Source organism: Candidatus Margulisiibacteriota bacterium (assembly GCA_028715625.1).
Lineage (GTDB): Bacteria > Margulisbacteria > Riflemargulisbacteria > GWF2-35-9 > GWF2-35-9 > JAQURL01.
In genome coordinates, this window is the sequence record JAQURL010000100.1 from 1 (window position 1) to 6,734 (window position 6,734).

Genomic DNA, 6,734 nt, shown 5'->3' on the forward strand with positions numbered 1-6,734 from the left:
ACGCAGGTGCCAGAGCAATGGTAAATACTGCTGGCGGTGGATTTGCTCTGATGACTGAGGGCCTAAGCTTGGCCGGAGCAATTGAGTCACCTTTGGTTATTCATTTGGCACAGCGCCCGGCACCTGCCACAGGGTTACCCACACGTACAGAGCAGGCTGACCTGGAAATGGCCCTATATTCAGGGCATGGAGAATTTCCCAGGGTTATTTTTGCTCCGGGTACATTGCAGGAGGCAATTACCCTGACTGCAAAAGCTTTTAATATTGCCGACAAATATCAGGTTCCTGTATTTATTCTTACAGACCAATATTTTCTTGATATGTACTCTAATGAATCTGAAGTTGATTTAAAAGAATTCCTGCCTCAGTACTCGATTACCCAAACGGAAACAGATTATAAACGGTATCAGCTAAACAAGACAGGAGTTAGTCCAAGGGGAATACCTGGTTTTGGACAGGGGATTGTTTGTGTGGATAGTGACGAGCATAATGAAGGCGGCTATATAACGGAAAGCGCTTCAATGAGAAAAAATATGGTAAACAAACGTTTGCAGAAACTTCAGACAATGAGGGAAGATTTAATTGATTACAAAATTGTAGGAAAAAAGAATGCCGCCATTGTGGTCATCGGCTGGGGTTCAACGTTCCCAATGATTAAGGAAGCGATTGAAAAGCTTGGGAGAAAAGATGTCACTCAAATTCATTGTCCGCAAGTTTATCCTTTACCTGAAAAGTTAGGAGAAATATTAAAGAAAGCTAAAACTGCCATTATTGTGGAAAATAATGCCACAAGTCAGTTTGGCAAGCTTATTAGAACTCAAACAGGGTTTAATTTCGCGCATAGGATTTTGAAATATGATGGTATGGCTTTTTCTGTGGAGAATATTATTCAAGGTCTCTCGGAAATCATAAGAGAAATCGATAAGGAGGAAAACAATGAATAATGAATATGAATTTAAAGAAAAGCTGGATATAGCCTGGTGTCCGGGATGTGGAAATTATAATATTTTAAACAGCATTAAAAAGGCTATAAAGGATTTAGCCATACCACAGCAAAAGTATGTAATGGTATCCGGGATAGGGCAGGCAGCCAAGGCCCCGCAATACATAAGATGTAATTATTTCAACGGTTTGCATGGGCGGGCCCTGCCTGCTGCCACAGCAATTAAAGCTGTAAATCCGGGACTGATTGTTGTCGCAGAAGGTGGAGACGGCGATATGTATGGAGAAGGTGGCAACCATTTCATACATACAATCAGAAGAAATCCGGATATTACACATTTGGTGCACAACAATATGATTTACGGTTTAACCAAAGGCCAGGCTTCACCCACCAGTATGCGCGGGATTAAAACACCTGTGCAGGTTTCCGGGGTTACATTGGAACCATTCAATCCGCTGGCTGTTGCCCTGGTGTTGCAGGCTACCTTTGTGGCCAGAGCATTTTCCGGAGATGAAGAAAAAACAACGGAAATTATCAAAAAGGGCATGCAGCATAAGGGTTATGCACTAATTGATATATTTCACCCTTGTGTTTCTTTTAACAAAGTCAATAATTTCAAATGGTACAAGGATAATACTTATTATTTACCCGACAATTATGATTCATCTAATCAGATGCTGGCCCTGGAAAAAAGCCTGGAGACCGATCGTTTTCCTTTGGGGATTCTTTATCAAAAGCCGGGAAAACCGGTTTTTGAAGAGCAGCTGAACGCTTATAAAACTGACAAAACTCCTTTATATCAGCGAAGACCGGATAAAGAAAAAATTTTTAAAATTCTGGAAGAAACAAGGTAATTGATTACCTTAGAGCCAAAGCAACATTTTTGCCCAGATTTCTTGCCACTTCAAAGTCTTCCTTGCCAGGGGCTCCGACAAGAGTAATCACAGGTTCTATAAGTTGTAATTTTGATGCAGATGCATAGGCCAGCAGGTCCTTTTCCGCTCCTCCGTTCCAGCTATGACTGCTGAATATTCCCAGCTTCCTGTTCGTTAACGGTTTATTGGCGATAAGAGCCAGAAAGTCTTTTAATAAAGGGAACAGTTCGGTGTTGTAAGTACAACCTCCCAGAATTAAACCTTCATACTGCCAGACATCATTCAATATATATGACATATGGGTTTTGGATATATCATACAGCTTAACTGGATTTTGACTATTTTCGGAAAAGCCTGACGCAATTTCTTCGGCCAGCAGTTTGGTATTACCATACATGGAAGCATAAACAATAACTGCGCCTTTTTTGGATTCCTGCCGACATAAATGCCCATATAAATCAATAATTCTGGAAATGTCTTTGCGCCATACAGGTCCATGAGCAGGAGCCAGTTGATTGATTGCAAGAGTAGCTATCTTGGCTAAAGCTTTTTCAACCATAATGCTGTACTTGGCTATGACATTGGTAAAATATCTGCTGGTTTCATTTTCTTGATAGAATTCTTTTTGCTGGTCCTGGAAAATGCTTCCAGACAAACCGCCAAAACCTCCAAACACATCACCGCTGAAAAGTGTCCCGGTTTGTTCTTCCAGAGTCATCATAGTTTCCGGCCAGTGAACCATAGGAGTTAATACGAATTTCAGTTTATGTTTGCCTAATTTCAGTGTGTCTCCGTCATCGACAATCATTATCTCATCAAGTTTATAGAATTTTTGCAACAGGTCTTTTGTTTTACTATTTCCGATAATAGTTATTTCGGGAAATATTCGTTTGAGCAGTTTTATGGCTCCGGAGTGGTCGGGCTCAATGTGATTTATTACGAGATAATCAATTCTTCCTTTACCGTTTGTAAGCTGGTTCAGGCGATCCAGAAAAAGATCAATATAGGGTTCTTTAACAGTATCTATCAAGACATTTTTGTCATCTACAATGAAATAAGAATTATAGGAAATGCCATTTGGAATGGGCCAGAGAGACTCGAAAAGCTTCGTTTCCAAATCATTAACCCCCAGCCAGAATATAGCGGGTGATAAATTTTGAATATTAACCATACATACCTCCTTATGTTTTTTTGAGATATTATATGACCGTGGAATGAAATATGATACCGAACAAATGCTTTTTCGGGAAAAAAGTCAGATTTATGTGGAAGATATTTATCTGATAAATCAAAAAAAGGTGGAATAAAGTCAGTTTGTGATAGAAAATAGTTCTGTAAAAAAACAGGTAAAAAAATGACAATAGTAATAATTAAACGGGTTTTTTATATTTGTCAGGAAAGGAGAATTTATGCCCTATGGTTTACTTATAGTAGATGATGATAGAGAATTTCGCGATGAATTCAAAGAGTGTTTTGATGAATATAAAGTTTATGAAGCCGGCACAGGCAAGCAGGCAATGGAACTTTTAGCCAAACCTAATGAAGTCGACCTTGTTTTTCTTGATGTTAACCTTCCGGATACAAAAGGCACAACGCTACTGACCACTATTCACGACCTTTATCCCAAACTCGGCATAGTTATTTTAACCGGGCATGGGTCCAAAGACGTTGTGCTTGAAGCTCTTAAGGGTAAAGCGGATGATTATGTGGACAAACCTATTGATATTGACAGGACCAAGGATCTTATAAAAAAATTATTGGAGTCAAAGGTTGAAGCTATTGATGTTGTTAACGGCAGCCTTGAGGATAAATTGCAACGTGTCAAACATTACGCTGATCGTAATGTCTATAAAAAGGTGGTTCTGGAAGATGTAGCTCGTCTGGTTTTTTTGAGCCCCAAATATTTAAGTCGTTTATTCAAACAGCATACAGGTATGAACTTCAGTGAATACAGATTAAAAGTAAAAATAAAAGAAGCAATGAAATTGTTAAAACAAAAAGGGATGTCTGTGGAACAGATAGCTTTTAATATGGGCTACCAGAACCTGGAGTCATTCATTAGAATTTTTAAAAAAATTACCGGCAAAACACCGTCGGAGTTTAGAAAAAGTGAGCCTTAAAATCGGTACCATACTTATAATTGATGATGACCAGGAACTGGTGGAAGAGATTAAAGAGATATTAACAGAGGAGGGTTATAGTGTAACAACAGCCTTTGATGGAAAAACTGGGCTGAATTTATTTAATACTCTTAATCCCGATTTGGTTATGCTGGACATGAAATTGCCTGAAATGACCGGCATGGAACTGCTTCCTCTTTTTAAAACCATGAAGCCCAAAATTCCGGTGTTGATGATTTCGGGCAGACCGGTTTTTACACCGTTAACCAAACTGAACGTCGGTGAGGGTAACAGAGAAGAAGAAATTTTAAAGATCGCTGACGGCTTTATGAATAAACCTTTTAATATAGAACAATTACTGGCAACTATTAAAAAAATTGTTTCTGCAAAATAATTCGTAAATAGAATAAAGTCAGCAAAAAGCAGACAATGTCAGTGATATAAAAAATGATCACAATATATAATTGTTCTATTACATAAATACAATAATTTAAAAAAAGGAATATATGAATAAATTTGAAAATAAGAATAGTAATTCATTGATAAATCTTAAAGAAGATCATTTGTTAATCTGGGATGTGGTTTCCTATATAAATAAATATCTTTATGAAACAGAAGAATGTGACCGGCTGGATATTGATTTGATTTCTTCGATAATAGAGTTTTTTAATACGTTTGTAGTAAGCCTTCATTTTGCCAAGGAAGAGGAAATTTTATTTTCAGAATTAAAGAAAATGATAGCAATCGAAAATAATTTGGGCCAACTTCTGACAGAACTGGAATTGGAACATACAGATATAAAGGCCCTGATCATACAATTAATAATAATAAAAAAAAGTTACGATGTAGGAAATAACAGTGTCACCAATGAAATGATCGAACTGTTAAAAGAGATTACAAAAAAGTATGTTGAACATATTAAAAAGGAAGACGAACAATTAATTACGCAATTGAGTAATTATTTAAGTCCCTCGCGTCTGGTAACCCTTGATTATGAATTGTTGCTTTTTAATCAAACTACAACCAGACATATTTTCAGAGACTTAATTGCCGAACGTTACAGGAATAACTATTAAAAATTTTATCAATTTCACTTCTTCCGGTTAGTCATTTTTCCCCAGAGTAGAATAATGTCAGCAAATGCAGGAAAAAAGCACTAATAACTATTGATGTAAACCGGGAAAATGTAAGTATCAAAGAAAAAGAAAAAGGAAAGTTGAAAGGAGAAAAAAATGCAAGATATTAAGCAAGAATTGATTGATATGTTAAATAAAGCCCTGGAATTGGAACACGCGGCGAGGATACAGTATTTGGCCCACGCGGAAACGATAACAGGTTTGAATTCCGAACCTCTCAGAGCAAGGATTAAGGAAATAGCCGGCGATGAGGCAAATCATGAAGAAAAATTCAGAACATTGATTGGCGACTATCTGAACGGAGTCCCCGTAATGAGTCTGGCACCCACTAAAACAGCGAGAGGTATTGATAATATTATTGAAATCAATATTGAAGGCGAGAAGAGTGCTGTTGATTTTTATAAACAGATTTATAAAAAAGTTACTGATCACAAAGAAGAACTTGTTTATACATTTGAAACACTGGAGCATACAATTCGGCATATTATTATTGAAGAAGAAGAACATATAGTTGAGCTGGAACAATTAATCGAAGAATAAGGAGGTAATTTTTTATGGTCGCTTTTAAACATTTAACCCAGACAGCTGATTGGAATGTGGAAAAACATGTTCCTGTTATTGAGTTGAAACAGCACTACAAAAAAGGAGAAGTTATTGAAGTTATGGTAGCTGTGGGAAAAGAGCTGGCTCATCCTAACACTACAGAGCATCATATTCGCTGGATAAGCCTATATTTTCAGCCCACCGGAGAAAAATTTCCGTATGAAATAGGCAGTGTAACCTTTAACGCTCATGGTGAATCGATAAATGGCCCTGATTCAAGCACGGTTTATACGCATCATGCAGTTAATTTTTTTATGAAAACTGAAAAGGGCGGTGTTTTATCGGCTTATTGTTACTGCAATATCCATGGAATCTGGGGAAGTTCTTTAGACCTGAATGTATCCTTATAACGAACCGCTTCTGAAATATCTATATTATGAAGCAGGTTTGAGCGGTATGCTAAGTTGGCTGTATGAAGAAAATATTATTATATGGACTAAAAGACGATTGGCAATACCAATATTTGAAGCAAAAACTTGGTGAAGGGTTTATTCTGGATGATTCCAGGACGATTTCAGAAACAAAATTTGCAGATTATGAAGTAGTTTGTATATTTATTAATACTTTGTTTAATGATAAAGAAATAAAAAAATTTCCAGCGTTGAAGTTTATAACAACGCGATCCACTGGATATGATCACATAAGCCTGGAATATGCTAAAAGCAAGGGAATTATTGTAGCCAATGTTCCGGCGTATGGAGATAATACAGTTGCTGAACATACATTTGCGCTGATATTATCCTTATCCAGAAATCTTAGAAAAGCCTACTTAAATATTTTACATGATGATTTTTTAGCCTGGAAGGCTTAATGGGCTTTGATTTACGTGGGAAGACCATTGGAATTATAGGCGCAGGTAAAATAGGTTTGCGTGTGGTCCAGATTGCCAGAGGTTTTTCCATGAAAGTTATCGCCTACGACTTGAAGCCCGATTATCTTCTGGCGGATGTTTTAAATTTTAAATATGTGAGTCTTGGTGAAATTTTGGAAAATTCCGATATTATTTCTCTGCATATTCCTTATTTACCTCAGACCCATCATTTATTAAATGTAGACA

Annotated in this window: 10 protein-coding genes; 9 read left to right on the plus strand and 1 reads right to left on the minus strand. The window is 37.0% G+C overall.

Annotation, left to right across the window (positions count from 1 at the left end; genetic code table 11):
- A partial coding sequence (locus tag PHV30_11530) for a 2-oxoacid:acceptor oxidoreductase subunit alpha (GenBank protein MDD5457644.1) occupies positions 1-944 on the plus strand: 944 nt, incomplete at its 5' end.
- On the plus strand, positions 937-1,797 hold the full coding sequence (locus tag PHV30_11535) for a thiamine pyrophosphate-dependent enzyme (protein ID MDD5457645.1): 861 nt from the start codon (positions 937-939) through the stop codon (positions 1,795-1,797). The genes PHV30_11530 and PHV30_11535, both read left to right, overlap by 8 nt.
- Before the next feature lie 4 nt (positions 1,798-1,801).
- Here the strand turns inward: PHV30_11535 and PHV30_11540 are convergent, their stop codons facing one another.
- Positions 1,802-2,989 (minus strand): FprA family A-type flavoprotein, encoded by a 1,188-nt coding sequence (locus tag PHV30_11540; GenBank protein ID MDD5457646.1) that lies wholly within the window; start codon positions 2,987-2,989, stop codon positions 1,802-1,804.
- A gap of 238 nt (positions 2,990-3,227) precedes the next feature.
- On the opposite strand from PHV30_11540, the gene PHV30_11545 reads away from it, so the two are divergent.
- The 7 genes from PHV30_11545 to PHV30_11575 all read left to right on the plus strand — a co-directional run.
- Positions 3,228-3,938 (plus strand): helix-turn-helix domain-containing protein, encoded by a 711-nt coding sequence (locus PHV30_11545; protein ID MDD5457647.1) that lies wholly within the window; start codon positions 3,228-3,230, stop codon positions 3,936-3,938.
- Positions 3,928-4,332: a response regulator gene (locus PHV30_11550; protein ID MDD5457648.1), complete on the plus strand. Its 405-nt coding sequence runs from the start codon at positions 3,928-3,930 to the stop codon at positions 4,330-4,332. The genes PHV30_11545 and PHV30_11550 overlap by 11 nt, the downstream gene beginning before the upstream one ends.
- 112 nt (positions 4,333-4,444) lie before the next feature.
- Positions 4,445-5,014 carry a hemerythrin domain-containing protein gene (locus tag PHV30_11555; GenBank protein MDD5457649.1) on the plus strand — a complete coding sequence of 190 codons (570 nt, stop codon included), beginning with the start codon at positions 4,445-4,447 and terminating at the stop codon, positions 5,012-5,014.
- 156 nt (positions 5,015-5,170) lie between these two features.
- Positions 5,171-5,614: a ferritin-like domain-containing protein gene (locus PHV30_11560; GenBank protein MDD5457650.1), complete on the plus strand. Its 444-nt coding sequence runs from the start codon at positions 5,171-5,173 to the stop codon at positions 5,612-5,614.
- Positions 5,615-5,628: 14 nt separating this feature from the next.
- Positions 5,629-6,027, plus strand: coding sequence for a class II SORL domain-containing protein (locus PHV30_11565; protein MDD5457651.1), 399 nt, complete (start codon positions 5,629-5,631; stop codon positions 6,025-6,027).
- 62 nt (positions 6,028-6,089) lie between these two features.
- Entirely contained in the window at positions 6,090-6,488 is a 399-nt protein-coding gene (locus PHV30_11570) for a hypothetical protein (protein ID MDD5457652.1), read from the plus strand.
- Positions 6,488-6,734, plus strand: a 247-nt coding sequence (locus tag PHV30_11575; GenBank protein ID MDD5457653.1) for an NAD(P)-dependent oxidoreductase, incomplete at its 3' end; no start/stop codon positions are given. The genes PHV30_11570 and PHV30_11575, both read left to right, overlap by 1 nt.

What these genes read in the sequence shown, in the direction of transcription:
- PHV30_11570 (MDD5457652.1), top strand. Translation starts at nt 6,090, where the DNA reads ATGAAGAAAATATTATTATATGGACTAAAAGACGATTGGCAATACCAA.
- PHV30_11535 (MDD5457645.1), top strand. Translation starts at nt 937, where the DNA reads ATGAATAATGAATATGAATTTAAAGAAAAGCTGGATATAGCCTGGTGT.
- PHV30_11560 (MDD5457650.1), top strand. Translation starts at nt 5,171, where the DNA reads ATGCAAGATATTAAGCAAGAATTGATTGATATGTTAAATAAAGCCCTG.
- PHV30_11565 (MDD5457651.1), top strand. Translation starts at nt 5,629, where the DNA reads ATGGTCGCTTTTAAACATTTAACCCAGACAGCTGATTGGAATGTGGAA.
- PHV30_11545 (MDD5457647.1), top strand. Translation starts at nt 3,228, where the DNA reads ATGCCCTATGGTTTACTTATAGTAGATGATGATAGAGAATTTCGCGAT.
- PHV30_11540 (MDD5457646.1), bottom strand. Translation starts at nt 2,989, where the DNA reads ATGGTTAATATTCAAAATTTATCACCCGCTATATTCTGGCTGGGGGTT.
- PHV30_11555 (MDD5457649.1), top strand. Translation starts at nt 4,445, where the DNA reads ATGAATAAATTTGAAAATAAGAATAGTAATTCATTGATAAATCTTAAA.